Below are 12,718 nucleotides of genomic sequence, written 5' to 3' on the forward strand. Positions count from 1 at the left end.
GTCCGGTCGATCGGGGTGATCGGCGAAGAGTGCTTCGATGGCGGGTTGATCCGCACTGGTCAACGCAGACACCTCGCCCTTGGGGATTCCAGGAAAAGTTTCCTCCTTCAGGATCATGCGGTACATGATCTCCTCGGACTCGACTCGCAGACGCCCGGCAAGTAAATCCTTATGCTCGGGTTTTAGAAGGTAGATGAAACGTCCGGGTGGAACGTCGTTGAGCAGCGCCTGTAGCTGCCCGATTTCACCGCTGGTGAAGAGCACAGCCGGAGACAAGCCGCGGTAGAGTAGAACGACCGCAAACTCGTTGAACAACCAGCTGCTGTTCTCGTCCTCCCTGGGATCGAGATCGGCCAGTGCGTATGCAGACCAGATTCGATCGTGTTCCAGGAGACCGCGTAATTGCTCCCTTGCAATGGGATCCACCGTTACACTCGATCCAGGTCGCCCTGATCGTCGAAATACTGGCGGAAACGGGCGGTGAATTCCTTCAGGTCATAACTGTGCGACTGTGGACCGTCGGACTCGAGGCAGTAAGTTGCCGCCAGTGCGCCGATCTGTCCGCAGCGCTCGAAGCTCAGACCGTGCACGTAGCCTTTCAGAAAGCCGCTGCGGAAAGCGTCGCCGACGCCGGTGGGATCGAGAATCGCCTTGGGGGGTACGATCGGGATCGAGACCTCGCCGTCTGCGTTATAAATCCGAGCACCATGTTCACCTTGCGTGACGATAACGAACTCGCAGCTTTCGAGCATCGCCGGGAGATCAAGTTCGGTTTTATCCACGATCAAGCTGAATTCGTACTCGTTGGCGAACAGAGCCATCGCGCCTTCGATGCCTGCCTGGATGTCGCTTCCAGTAAGTCGAACGATTTGCTGGCTCGGATCGTAGATGTAAGGAATACCAAGTTGCCGGCATTCTTGGGCATAATTTGCCATGGCTTCCGGATCATTGGGGGAAATAACCACCAGATCGGGTTTCTCGGGAAGTTGGGAAAAGCTCAACTCCGAGGCGTACGCCATGGCACCGGTGAAGAAACTGGCGATTTGCGCGTTGCACTGATCGGTGTTGACGAAGAAGGAAGCCGTGGCCACATCCGGGATCGTGCGGATGGCGCTGGTATCCACTCCTTGCTCTTCGAGCCAAAGACGTTGCACTTCGAAATCTTCGCCGACCGTCGCCATCACGGTAGGGTGTTCACCGAGCAGCGCCAGGTTGTAGGCGATGTTGGCTGCGTTACCCCCAGGCCGGCGAACGAGTGTGTCGACGAGGAAAGACAAGCTGATGCATTCCAGTTTCTCGACGAGGATGTGATCCTGAAATTTCCCCGGGAAGGTCATCAAATAATCAAAAGCGATAGAACCAGTTAAAACGATCTTCATGACGTCTCTCTCACAGCCTCCTCTAGCGTGTTGGCGTAAGGTGGCCGGATGATTCCGGCCTCCGTGACGAAAGCGGTAATCAGTCGTTGGGGGGTAATGTCGAAGGCGGGATTGCGCGCTTTGCTTCCGGTGGGCGCCACGAGTTGACCTTCTTTCTCCAAATCCAGCACCTCACCGTGATCGCGTTCTTCGATGGGGATCCGTTCCCCGATGGAGAGCTGCAAGTCGATGGTCGACGTGGGCACGGCGCAATAGAATGGGACGCCGTTGTCGTGCGCGGCCAGGGCGAGCATGTAGGTGCCGATTTTGGTGGCCACGTCGCCGTTGGCTGCCACGCGATCTGCACCGACGAAGACGTTGGCCACGTCGCCGTTTTGTAGAAAGTATCCCGCTGCGTCGTCGGTGATGATCGCGTAGGGAATGCCGTAGCACTCGAGTTCCCATGCCGTCAGGCGCGCTCCCTGCAGGCGCGGACGAGTCTCATCGACCAGGACGAAAAGACGTTTTCCCTGTTCGTGCGCCGTGCGGATCACACACAGCGCCGTGCCGTAGTCCACCGCTGCCAATGCGCCGGTGTTGCAGTGATGTAGCAGTGTATCGCCGTCCTGTATCAGCGCCGCGCCATGCCGGCCGATTCGGCGATTGATTTCTACATCTTCGTCCGCGATGGATTGGGCTTCGTCGAGCAGCGCCTTGCCCATGCGCTGCGGACCATCCGCTTGCAGGTTATCGGCGGCGGCCAGGAGGCGGTCCAGCGCCCAGCGCAGATTGACCGCAGTCGGCCGTGTGGCGCGCAGTAATCTTGCCGCACGTTGAACGTCGACCCAAAACTCCTCTGCATTGGCTGCGGAGGATGGATAACCTGCCAGGGCCAGGCCAAATGCGGCTGCGGCGCCGATTGCCGGTGCGCCGCGTACGGCCATCTGACGGATGGCGTCGGCGACTTGTTCGACGTTCACCAGATCGACGGTCTTCAACTCCGCAGGGAGCAGACGCTGGTCGATAAGGCGTACGGCAGGTCCATTTTCTTCCCAGATAACCGATCGCATGGCTTCACACAAAAAGGCGCCCTCATCTGAGAGCGCAGTGGAATGTTCGTTTGCAGTGTAGCATGGAGAGCCGAAACTCACAAGATTGACGTTCTTCTGCCCTTGCTTTATGATGCACCCGTGCGACGGCGTGCGTCTCGATTCTTCCTTATATTGATCGTTACTGCTGTTGGAAGTCTGGCCTGCAATCTTCCCATCTCCATCAGCTTCCTCGCCACACATACACCTACGCTCACTGCCACGGCCACCGTCACACCTACCGCCACATTGACACCCACGCCGACACTCACGCCTACTCCACAGCCCGAAGCGCGGGTAGAACTGGGAGAGCAAGCCCTGTTTGTTGGAAATTGGGATCAAGCACTCATCGAGTTCGAGACCGCATTAAACTTCGCGCCGGACGACGAAACCCGCGCGCGAGCGCAGCTTGGCGTTGCGAAAACGCATTTACGGGCCGGACGCTTCAATCAAGCTGTGGACGCGTTGACCCAATATCTGGCCAGATTCAGCCAACACGAAGACTTCGGCCAGGCTTATTTCCTGCGTGCAGAGGCCTACGAGGCGCTCGGTATGTCCCAACAGGCGTTGGACGATTATCGTCATTACCTGGCGCAGCGTCCCGGGCTCATCGATTCATATACGCAGGAACAAATCGGGGATATTTCGTATGCAGCGAAGGATTATGCCGGAGCACTCGAGGCGTATCAGGCTGCGCTGGTGTCCCCCGGATTGGATCAGGGATTGAGCGCCGAGATCAAAGTTGCCCGTACGCGCGCTGATTCTGGGGATTACGAGACAGCAATTGCAGAGTACGATGCGATCTACAACAAGACCGGTGAAGATTACCTGCGCGCCTTGATGGATTACTTGCTGGGACAGGCGTATACCAAACTCGGCAATTATGAGCAAGCATATGCGCGCTATCTCGATGCGGTTGTGAATTTCCCCGGCGCCTACAGTTCGTATGAAGGCTTGGTGATTCTCGTCGAGGATGGCGTAGCGGTGGATGAGTTCGATCGCGGCCTGGTGGATTATTACGCTGGCCAGTATGGTGTTGCCCTGGCTGCCTTCGATCGGTATTTGTACGCTTTTCCGGATACCCATGACGGCACGGTGCATTATTTCAGGGGTCTCACATTACGCGCTTTGGGGAATTACGAGGCCGCCGTTCAACGCAATGGGCGTATCTGGAGCAGTATCCTCAAGCGATCGATACTCTTCTGAATTTCGCGGCTGCGGTTCCAGATCACGCCCGAGCAGCGGAATTCGTTTTCGACGCCGGACGGGTGAGTGAAATCAGTGGGGACCTGCCTGCGGCGATCGATTACTGGGAACGGGTGGCGAGAGAGTATCCCGATTCGACCTGGTCTTTCCGGGCGCTGTTCCTGGCGGGTACTGCACGCTACCGCCTCAATGAAATGGATATGGCTGCCGACACGTTTCAACGTTCGCTGGCTCACGTGCGCAGCGCGGATGAACGTGCTGCCGCTTATCTGTGGATCGGCAAGGCGAACGATGCTGCTGGTGATGCTGAAGCGGCGCGAGCGGCCTATCAGTTGGCTTCCGAGGCGGATCGCGGCGGGTATTATTCCATCCGTGCCGCGGACATCCTGGCCGGATGGGAGCCATTTCGTGTGCCGGAAGGGGGCTTTAATCTGGAATACGATCTGGATGCAGAGCGTGCCCAGGCGGAGGAGTGGCTGCGAACACAGTTCATCATTACGGGGCCGGAGCCTTTGACTTCGCTATCCCCTGCATTGGCCGGCGACGCACGCATGATCCGGGGAAAGGAATTTTGGGCATTGGGACGGTACGAGGATGCCCGCGACGAGTTCGAATCGCTGCGGGAAGCCTACGCCAACGATGCGGAAGCGACGTACCGCTTGATGCACACCTATCTGGAAATCGGCCTCTATCGATCGGCCATCTACGCTTCGAAGCAGATCATGACCCTCGCCGGGATGGATGAAGCTGGGACCCTCTACGCGCCCAACTACCTAAGTCGTATCCGCTTCGGAATTTACTTCGAAAGCTTGTTTTCGGAAGTGGCAGGAGAATACGGTTTTGAAACCATGTTCCTTCTCTCCGTAGCACGCCAGGAAAGCCTGTTTGAAGGATTCGCGCTGTCCTACGCTACGGCCCGGGGTTTGATGCAAATCGTACCGGATACGGGCCAGTATCTGGCCGATCGCTATCAATGGCCGCAGGGATATACGGATGACGATCTCTATCGGCCCTACGTGAGCGCCCGCCTCGGAACGCAGTATCTGGCAGAACAGCGCGATCTTTTCGACGGCGATTTGTATGCCGCATTGGCTGCCTACAACGCCGGCCCGGGAAATGCGCTGGCGTGGAAGGAACTTGCTCCCGACGATCCCGACCTTTTCCTGGAATGCGTTCGCTTTAGCCAGCCGCGGGATTACATTCGCGTGATCTATTGGGCGTTCTCAAACTACCGCCGTTTGTACGGCTCTCAGTGACTCACCCCGATCTGTCCTTCTAGTCCATCGGAAAGCGGCGCCTCCTGTTCTGCCTGCAGCGAGAAGCAGCAAACACAAGCTTGCGGACCTCGGGAAAGCGGGTGAATCATGAGAGAATCCCGGGAAAATAGTAGACAACAGTCTTATTTTTAGGATATAATGATGTTTTGGTGACCATAAATTGGGGAAAATCAAGGGAATATAGCGAGATAGATGAAGCGATAAGAAGACGTACAAAAATCCGATTCCGGCCAGAACGTGCCGGCGGTTTTTCGCGTCTCTGTTGTGTTTTTTTAAAAGGTAGAATGCGGTTCGTGAAATTCAGGAGGAGCTCGCGTATGGCTTCCAAATTGGGTCAGAAATGGTACACCCGCATACCAGATGTTTATAAACTTCCGCGGCTCATCGAGGTGCAGCTGGATTCGTTCAGCTGGCTTCAGGAAAAAGGGTTGAAGGAATTGTTCGACGAGATTTCACCCATCATTTCCTACAATGGCGGGATGAAGTTGTTTTTCCCGGGCGATTCGCCCGAGTCGAAAGAATTCAAACTAAGTTATTGGTTTGAGGACCCCAAGCACGAAATTGAGGAGTGTCTCGAGCGTGATTTAACCTACGCCGCGCCGCTCTACGTTTCCGTGTTGCTGGCGGGGTCGGAAGTCCCTGAGCCAATTCGCCAGGACATCTTCCTTGGCGATTTTCCGATCATGACCGAAAAAGGGACGTTCATCATTAACGGTACCGAGCGCGTGGTGGTTTCCCAGTTGATTCGTTCACCGGGCGTGTATTTCGATGCGCCCGAAGATCGGGCCACGGGCCGCCGGCTGGCTACAGCCAAGTTGATTCCGGATCGCGGTGCCTGGATGGAATTCGAAACCCGCAAGAGCGATTATCTGACCTTGAAATTCAACCGCAAACGCACCATCCCCATCACGATCTTTCTGCGCGCGCTTTCAGCGATCGACGATGGATTGGGTTCATCGCCACTCAAAGAGGGTACGGATGAAGAACTGCTCGAACTCTTCGCCGAGGCGGACAACAATCCGGATCATCCCTACATTGCCACGACCATTCGACAGGAACCCACGTGGGATATTAAGGAAGGGCGCACGTTGGCCGAGGAAGCCCTGGTCGAGTTCTACCGCCGTATGCGCCCTGGCGATCCGCCGACTCTGGACAACGCACGCGAGTATCTGCACGATCAACTCTTCGATCAACGGCGTTACGATACGGAACGAGTCGGGCGCTACAAGCTAAATCAGAAACTTGATCTGCACAACATCGTGCCGCTCGACTACCGCCGTGTTTCGACCTGGGACATCGTGCGTCTCGTCGAGCGCCTGATCTTGATCAACAACCACGCCGCCGAGCCGGACGACATCGACCATCTCGGTAACCGCCGCGTGAAGACGGTGGGTGAGTTGATCCAGGGTAAACTGCGCGTCGGTTTGCGGCGCATGGAACGCGTGATTTTAGAACGCATGTCGATTCGTGACCAGGACCAGATTTCACCGGTCTCCCTGGTCAACATCCGGCCCGTCGTCGCCTCGCTGCGCGAATTCTTCGGCTCCAGCCAGTTGTCACAATTCATGGACCAGACCAATCCGCTGGCAGAACTGCGCCACAAACGAACCCTGTCCGCATTGGGACCGGGCGGCTTGCGCCGGGAGCGTGCAGGCTTCGATGTGCGCGACGTGCATAACTCGCACTACGGCCGCATTTGCCCCATCGAAACCCCCGAAGGTCCGAACATCGGCCTCATCGGCCGGCTCTCTTCCTACGCGCGCGTCAACGATTTTGGTTTCATCGAAACGCCGTACCGCAAAGTGATCCGCGAATTGAATGCAAGCGACGAGCGCATCATCGGGCGGCGGGCGCGCGGCGAAATCGTGAATCCTCGCAGCAAGAAAGCGATCGTCGAGGACGGGGAACAGATCACGGACAAGACCGCGAAGCAGCTGGAGAAGGCCGACCAGCCTATCCCCATCGTGCCTTTCGTCTCGGACGAAATCGTGTATCTCACGGCGGACGATGAAGACCGTTTCGTGATCGCGCAGGCCAATGCCCCATTGAACGATGCCTCAGAATTCGTCCGCAAACGTGCCTCCTGCCGGCACATGGGAGAATTCCAATTCTTCCCGCCGGATCAGATCGAATACATGGATGTCGCTCCCCGGCAGATCGTCGGTGTGAGCGCCGCGTTGATCCCGTTTCTCGAGCATGACGATGCCAACCGCGCCTTGATGGGCTCGAACATGCAGACACAAGCCGTTCCGTTGGTTCAACCGGAAGTACCCCTCGTTTCCACGGGGATGGAGCGTTACGCGGCCCTCGATTCCGGACAGGTGATCCTGGCGGAAGAGGATGGTGAAGTCGTATCCGTAACCGGAAATAAGGTCGTCGTTCGCAGCGGGAAAAAGACGCACACGTACAATCTGCGGAAATTCAACCGCTCGAATCAAAGCACCTGCATCGATCAGCGCCCGGCAGTGATCAAGGGGCAGCGCGTGAAGACGGGCGACGTCATCGCAGATTCGTCCTCCACGGCGGAAGGGGAACTGGCATTGGGACAGAACGTTCTCTGCGCGTTCATCTCCTGGGAGGGAGGGGATTTCGAGGACGCCATCCTCGTTTCGGAGCGTTTGGTGCGCGAGGATCTGTTTACCTCGGTCCACATCGAGAAGCACGAAGTTGAATCACGCGACACCAAGCTCGGACCGGAGGAGATCACCTACGATATACCCAACGTGGGTGATGATGCCCTGCGCGATCTGACGGAGGAAGGCATCATTCGCGTGGGGGCGGAGGTCGGACCGAACGATATCTTGGTGGGGAAGATCACCCCCAAGGGTGAAAAGGAACTGACGCCGGAAGAAAAACTCCTTCGAGCCATCTTCGGCGAGAAGGCGCGTGAAGTGAAAGACACCTCCCTGCGCATGCCGCACGGCGAGCGGGGAAAGGTCGTGGCCGTCAAGGTTTTCACTCGCGAGGAACATCGCGATTTACCTGCCGGCGTGGAAAAAATGGTGCGTGTTTCTGTGGCACAGCGGCGTAAGGCCACGGAGGGCGACAAAATGGCCGGACGGCACGGCAACAAGGGCGTAATTTCCAAAGTCGTGCCCATCGAGGACATGCCGTTTCTCGAAGACGGTACGCCCATCGATCTGATCCTCAATCCATTGGGGGTTCCCGGCCGTATGAACATCGGGCAGATCCTGGAAGCGCATCTCGGCTGGGCGGCCGACAAACTCGAATTCCGTGCGGTGACGCCGGCATTCGACGGCGCGAGCGAGATGGAGTTGGAAGCGGAATTGGCTCGAGCTTGGATGATCGATCGCGCGTGGCTCGAGATCGGCGAGCGGGCCTGGGAATGGACCAAAGAAGAAGGGTATTACGAGGAAGAAGCCTTCGAGGACGATAACGAAGTGCGCCGTATTTACCTGGAACAATGGCTGCGGGACAAAGACTACGATGCGGATTTGCTTGCCATCGACACGCGCTATGCCCGCAGGGCAACACTGCGAGAATGGCTGCGTGAAAAAGACTACGACCCGGATGAATTGTTGGTTTTCGAAAACAGCGGTATTCCGATCGCAAAGCGCGACGAAGATGATTTGAACTGCATTGAAGCTTGTTTGCGCTTGTGGATCGAATCGTACGACCGGAAGACGGGGAACATCAAATCTCTCGAAACCTTACGGACCGCCGCCGAAGAATTAATGGAGGAAGTCGGTTCCCCCATGCCCATTCTGGGTAAACAGGTGCTCTATGATGGAAAATCGGGCGAACCGTACGATCAACCCGTTACCGTCGGCAAGGTGCTGATGATGAAACTGCACCACCTCGTGGAAGATAAGGTCCATGCCCGCTCGACGGGACCGTATTCACTCGTAACGCAGCAGCCACTCGGCGGCAAAGCGCAGTTCGGTGGCCAGCGCTTTGGTGAGATGGAAGTCTGGGCGCTGGAAGCGTACGGCGCAGCGCACACGCTGCAGGAGATGCTGACCGTCAAATCCGATGACGTTCAAGGCCGGGTGAAGACCTACGAGGCGATCGTGAAAGGCGAGGCTGTGGAAGAACCGGGCGTACCGGCCTCCTTCCGGGTTCTGGTCAAGGAACTGCAGAGCCTGGGACTCGCTGTTGAAGCGATCAGCGACGAGGGTGAGGTCATTCGCTTCGGCAAGGACGAAGAACGGACTCGTCCGCCACGTCTGGGCTTGGGCCTGTTGGACATGAAACCGCGTTTCTAACGCGAGCCGGAAATCAGGCGAAAGCGTTACCGTGCAGGGTATTCGTTGGGTGAAAGATTCCCGGCAGGCGTTCGAAGATCGAGGGAAGATCGATTTATCGTGACGGGTTCCTTGACGGCGTTGGGGCGGCGTGTTAGAATAAACGCTCGTCGTTCCGAGCCGCCGGAGGGTGTGACCGCGGCGTAGAAATGCTGCGGGTGCAACCTGACCGAAAAGAATAACCGGTAGAACCAGGCGAGGCCATCGTGCACGTCAGATGGTCTCCCTTAGTGAATGGCGGTAGCGAAAACAGTGTGATGTGCGCCTGAACGAGATGGAGGAATAAAGGTGCCGACAATCAATCAACTGGTACGCAAGAAGCGTAAACCGAAGCGTTCGAAGACCAAGGCTCCGGCGTTGCAGTATATTTTCAATTCCTACAAGCAACGCCGCCTTCGGCAGCCGAAGGGTGCTCCGCAGAAGCGGGGTGTTTGTACGCAGGTTCGAACCCAGACGCCGAAAAAGCCGAACTCGGCTTTACGCAAGGTGGCACGTGTGCGTTTGACGAACGGCATCGAGGTCACGGCCTACATTCCCGGGGAAGGACACTCGTTGCAGGAACACTCGGTCGTTCTGGTGCGAGGTGGTCGTGTGAAGGATCTGCCGGGTGTACGCTATCACATCGTTCGCGGCACGCTCGACACCACCGGCGTCGATGATCGACGCCAGGGCCGTTCGAAGTACGGCGGGAAAAAACCAAAGGAATCGTCGCTATAGTCATCGGTCGTCGGTTTATCGCGACTGGGATTTGAAGCTGGAGCAGGCAAATGCGAAGAACCAAGCCTGAAAAAAGAGAAATCAAGCCGGACGTGCGTTACGAGAATCAACTCCTGCAGGAGTTGATCAACCGAATCATGAAGAAAGGCAAGAAGAGCGTCGCCATGGGGATCGTTTACGACGCGATCGACATTGTCGGCGAACGAGCCAAACGCGATCCGGTGGAAGTCTTCGAGCAGGCAATCAAGAATACGGCGCCCGTTCTGGAGGTCAAACCCCGCCGGGTCGGTGGCGCGACGTATCAGGTGCCCGTCGAAGTACGACAGGATCGACGCACTTCGCTGGCGATTCGCTGGATTTTGGCCGCGGCGCGTGCGCGTCCGGGAAAAACGATGGCGGAAAAACTGGCGGCGGAATTGATAGACGCTGCCAACAGCACAGGCGCGGCGATTCGCAAACGTGAAGAAACACATCGTATGGCAGAGGCCAATCGGGCTTTTGCACATTATCGTTGGTAGATAGCTGGAAGGAGTTCGGCCATTCGGCTGATCGTGGTTTGTCATGACTCGTCAATATCCGATCGAGCGTTACCGAAATATCGGTATTATTGCCCACATCGACGCCGGTAAAACGACGACGACCGAGCGGGTATTGTTTTACACGGGCAAAACGCACCGGTTGGGCTCTGTAGACGATGGCACCACGGTCACCGACTGGATGGATCAAGAGCGTGAGCGCGGGATAACTATCGTCTCAGCGGCCGTCACCGCGATGTGGCGTGATTACATCATCAACATCATCGACACCCCCGGTCACATCGATTTCACCGCCGAAGTTCAACGTTCCTTGCGAGTGTTGGACGGCGGCGTTGTTGTTTTCGACGCCGTGCAAGGCGTCGAACCACAATCCGAGACTGTCTGGCGGCAGGCGGATCGCTACGGTGTGCCGCGTATTTGTTTCGTCAACAAGATGGATCGCCTCGGCGCCTCCTACGAGCATACGATCGAAAGTATCCGCAACCGTCTCGGAGCCAATCCGATCGCAGTACAGATGCCCATCGGAAGCGAAGCGAAGTTTGTGGGGGTCATCGATCTGATCGATGAGAAGGCCATTATTTGGAAAGATGAATTGGGAACGACGCCGGAAGAGAGCGACGTTCCTGCTGATTTAAAGGCGGAATTTGAGGATCGGCGAGTGAAAATGATCGAACTGATCGCCGAAGCCGATGATGATTTGACCTTCAAATACCTGGAGGGCGAAGAGATCTCCACCCAGGAGCTCAAGCAGGGCCTGCGCAGAGCGGTGATTTCGGGAAAGGCGACTCCGGTGTACTGTGGATCGGCCCTGCGGAACAAGGGCGTACAACTGCTGTTGAACGCTGTGGTCGACTACCTGCCCTCGCCGCTCGATATCCCCGATGTGGTCGGACGCAAACCCGATACGGACGAAGAGCTATCTCGCCCTGCGGAAGATTCCGCGCCGCTGAGTGCCCTGGTGTTCAAGATCGTGACCGATCCTTACGTCGGTCGTTTGGCCTATTTCCGTGTCTATTCGGGAAAAATCACCAAAGGTTCGACGGTGTACAACGCCAACAAAGAGAAGCGTGAGCGTGTGGGCAGACTGCTGCGCATGTACGCCGACCGCCGGGAAGATATCGACGAAGTCCTCGCCGGTGACATTGGCGCCGTTCTGGGCATGAAGCAGACCTTCACCGGAGACACGCTGTGTGATGCGGCCAATGCGATCATTCTCGAAAATATTACTTTCCCGGAGCCAGTCATTTTCCTGGCGATCGAGCCCAAGACGATGGCTGACCAGGATAAGATGTCGGAAGCGTTACAGAAGCTGGCGGAGGAAGATCCGACTTTCCGAGTGGGAGTGGATGAGAACACCGGCCAGACGATGATCTGGGGCATGGGTGAACTGCATCTGGAAGTGTTGATCGACCGCATGCTCCGCGAGTTCAAGGTGCAGGCCAACGTCGGACGGCCACGGGTTGCTTACCGCGAGTCGATCTCTCAAACCGTGCCTGCGGTGGAAATGCGCTACGTTAAACAAACCGGTGGACGCGGGCAGTATGCCCACGTGGTGCTCAAACTCGAACCCGGAGGACCCGGAACCGGCATCGTCTTCGAATCGAAGATCAAAGGCGGCGTCATCCCGACGGAATACATCCCCGGCGTGGAGAAGGGCGTGCGCGAAGCCGCCGAAGGCGGAGTGATCGCAGGGTATCCGGTGACCGACGTAAAGGTCACTTTGATCGACGGATCGTTCCACGAAGTCGATTCGAGCGAATTGGCTTTCAAGGTTGCTGGCTCGCTGGCCTTCAAGGAAGGCGTCCAACAGGGCGGTCCGATCTTGCTCGAGCCGGTGATGAGTGCCGAGATCGTCGTACCGGAAGATCATGTCGGCGACGTAACCGGAGATTTGGCATCCCGGCGAGCAGCGATCGAAGGCATTGAAATTCGTCCCAGCAACGTACAGGCCATCCAGGCGAAGGTTCCGTTGGCGGAAATGTTCGGTTATGCGACCGACCTGCGTTCGATGACGCAGGGTCGTGGAGTTTTCACCATGGAATTCGATCACTACGAAGCGGTGGCCGAGTCTGTAAGCAAGGGAATATTGGTAGGCGCGCGGTGAGCGCCTGTGTTGAAAAATTGAAATCATAGCTGAAACGAGAGGAAAGAAATGGCGAAAGGCAAATTTGAACGCACAAAGCCGCACATGAACGTGGGCACGATCGGACACATCGACCACGGCAAGACGACGCTGACGGCGGCGATCACGAAGTACTGCTCGTTCTTCGG

11 protein-coding genes are annotated in these 12,718 nt (G+C 56.9%); 7 read left to right on the forward strand and 4 right to left on the reverse strand.

Annotated features, from left to right (window positions below):
* The 3 genes from P8Z34_16100 to mtnA form a co-directional block, all read right to left on the reverse strand.
* Positions 1-426: hypothetical protein (locus tag P8Z34_16100; GenBank protein ID MEJ2552195.1), on the reverse strand; the 426-nt coding region annotated here is incomplete at its 3' end.
* A gap of 2 nt (positions 427-428) precedes the next feature.
* Positions 429-1,379 carry a carbohydrate kinase family protein gene (locus P8Z34_16105; GenBank protein MEJ2552196.1) on the reverse strand — a complete coding sequence of 317 codons (951 nt, stop codon included), beginning with the start codon at positions 1,377-1,379 and terminating at the stop codon, positions 429-431.
* A complete protein-coding gene (gene mtnA / locus P8Z34_16110) occupies positions 1,376-2,428 on the reverse strand; it encodes an S-methyl-5-thioribose-1-phosphate isomerase (GenBank protein MEJ2552197.1) in 1,053 nt (350 codons plus the stop codon). Before mtnA ends, P8Z34_16105 begins: the two co-directional genes overlap by 4 nt.
* A gap of 120 nt (positions 2,429-2,548) precedes the next feature.
* On the opposite strand from mtnA, the gene P8Z34_16115 reads away from it, so the two are divergent.
* The 3 genes from P8Z34_16115 (at position 2,549) to P8Z34_16125 (ending at position 9,155) form a co-directional block, all read left to right on the forward strand.
* A complete protein-coding gene (locus P8Z34_16115; GenBank protein MEJ2552198.1) occupies positions 2,549-3,652 on the forward strand; it encodes a tetratricopeptide repeat protein in 1,104 nt (367 codons plus the stop codon).
* Positions 3,649-4,908 carry a transglycosylase SLT domain-containing protein gene (locus P8Z34_16120; GenBank protein ID MEJ2552199.1) on the forward strand — a complete coding sequence of 420 codons (1,260 nt, stop codon included), beginning with the start codon at positions 3,649-3,651 and terminating at the stop codon, positions 4,906-4,908. Before P8Z34_16115 ends, P8Z34_16120 begins: the two co-directional genes overlap by 4 nt.
* 338 nt (positions 4,909-5,246) lie before the next feature.
* Positions 5,247-9,155: a DNA-directed RNA polymerase subunit beta gene (locus P8Z34_16125; protein MEJ2552200.1), complete on the forward strand. Its 3,909-nt coding sequence runs from the start codon at positions 5,247-5,249 to the stop codon at positions 9,153-9,155.
* A 26-nt stretch (positions 9,156-9,181) separates the two neighbouring features.
* Here P8Z34_16125 and P8Z34_16130 read toward each other — a convergent pair whose 3' ends face one another.
* The gene (locus P8Z34_16130) at positions 9,182-9,406 is read right to left on the reverse strand and encodes a hypothetical protein (protein MEJ2552201.1); all 225 of its coding nucleotides are present in this window, start codon (positions 9,404-9,406) and stop codon (positions 9,182-9,184) included.
* 76 nt (positions 9,407-9,482) lie between these two features.
* Here P8Z34_16130 and rpsL point away from each other — a divergent pair, with 76 nt between their 5' ends.
* From rpsL to P8Z34_16150, 4 genes are all read left to right on the forward strand, one after another.
* Positions 9,483-9,911, forward strand: coding sequence for a 30S ribosomal protein S12 (gene rpsL / locus P8Z34_16135; GenBank protein ID MEJ2552202.1), 429 nt, complete (start codon positions 9,483-9,485; stop codon positions 9,909-9,911).
* Positions 9,912-9,961: 50 nt separating this feature from the next.
* Positions 9,962-10,429, forward strand: a complete 468-nt coding sequence (gene rpsG / locus P8Z34_16140) for a 30S ribosomal protein S7 (protein MEJ2552203.1) — start codon at positions 9,962-9,964, stop codon at positions 10,427-10,429.
* A gap of 43 nt (positions 10,430-10,472) precedes the next feature.
* Positions 10,473-12,551, forward strand: a complete 2,079-nt coding sequence (gene fusA / locus P8Z34_16145; protein ID MEJ2552204.1) for an elongation factor G — start codon at positions 10,473-10,475, stop codon at positions 12,549-12,551.
* A gap of 48 nt (positions 12,552-12,599) precedes the next feature.
* Positions 12,600-12,718, forward strand: a 119-nt coding sequence (locus tag P8Z34_16150) for a GTP-binding protein (GenBank protein MEJ2552205.1), incomplete at its 3' end; no start/stop codon positions are given.

Source organism: Anaerolineales bacterium (assembly GCA_037382465.1).
GTDB lineage: Bacteria > Chloroflexota > Anaerolineae > Anaerolineales > E44-bin32 > WVZH01.